The organism is Sporolactobacillus sp. CQH2019 (genome assembly GCF_028765345.1).
Taxonomy (GTDB): Bacteria; Bacillota; Bacilli; order Bacillales; family Sporolactobacillaceae; genus Sporolactobacillus.
Map to the genome: position 1 here is coordinate 1 of NZ_JARAJZ010000040.1, position 1,158 is coordinate 1,158.

A 1,158-nucleotide genomic window follows, 5' to 3' on the forward strand; every position below is an offset into this window, starting at 1 on the left:
AACTTAAACTGATTTCCTGCCATCTGGGCAATGGTTCCAGTATCACGGCCGTTAAGGGAGGAAAGTCAATCGATACATCGATGGGGTTTACCCCCCTTGCCGGGCTGACCATGGGAACGCGTTCGGGGGACATCGACCCTGCCCTGATCCCCTATATTATGGATAAAACCGGTATGAATGCGACCGAGGCCGTGAACGTACTGAATAAAAAAAGCGGGATGCTCGGCATTTCGGGTGTCTCGAGCGATCTGCGCGATATAGAAAAAGAAGCAAAGCACGGCAATCATCGGGCAAAACTGGCAATTCAAATTTTTGCTGAACGCATTCAAAAATACATTGGGTCCTATGCAGTAAAAATGTCCGGGGTGGATGCAATCATTTTTACGGCGGGAATCGGCGAACATAGCCCGATGATTCGCCGGGAAGTCCTGCATGGTCTTGAATTCATGGGTGTATTCTGCGATGATGAAGCCAATCGGGTGAATGGAGAGAAAATATTTATCAACAAAACGGATTCTCCGGTCAAGGTGCTGGTCATTCCCACTAACGAAGAAATAATGATTGCCCGCGATACGGTTAGATTATCGCAAATGCAGTTGGAAAAAAAATCAGGATAATAAGCGATGTAAGAGATGTTTTCATTCATTTTTAATTTATCATCTTACAGAAATAATCTCAAAATTAAATAGATACGCCGGTTTAACAGCATTTTTAAAGTGATAAAATGAGTAAAAACAATGATAGGATTTCCCCACAAGATTCCACCGTAGAAATGAGGAGAAGCCTGTTCCGCAATCGAACAAGAAAAACGATAAGACGCGAACAACGCTCCTCCGGCTGCGTTTCCCTAAAAAAGAATATTATTAAAAATGTGAGCGAGGCTATTGAAAATGTCATTCATATCAGTGAATGATACGAGTACGATGGGTCAAAAAACACTCCAATATCAGAGCTTTTCATGGCTCTGGTATAAAAACACGGAAATGCAGGTTTTATAGTACGGCTCGCCGCAACCTCGCGCCGCACATTTCAAAAAGAGGCTGTCTCAAAAGGTCAGTCTGTAGTGAAAAACGAGAGGGACATTTTTTCCCTCTCGTTTTTCGCTCATCCTTGAAAGATCACAGAAAAAAATCGCCTCTTTTTATATAATGAAAAGGA

1 protein-coding gene is annotated in these 1,158 nt (G+C 42.7%); it reads left to right on the forward strand.

Features of this window, described 5'->3' with window-relative positions:
• Nucleotides 1–617, forward strand: a 617-nt coding sequence (locus tag OYT88_RS20680) for an acetate/propionate family kinase (RefSeq protein ID WP_443217555.1), incomplete at its 5' end; no start/stop codon positions are given.
• Nucleotides 618–1,158: the final 541 nt, after the last annotated feature.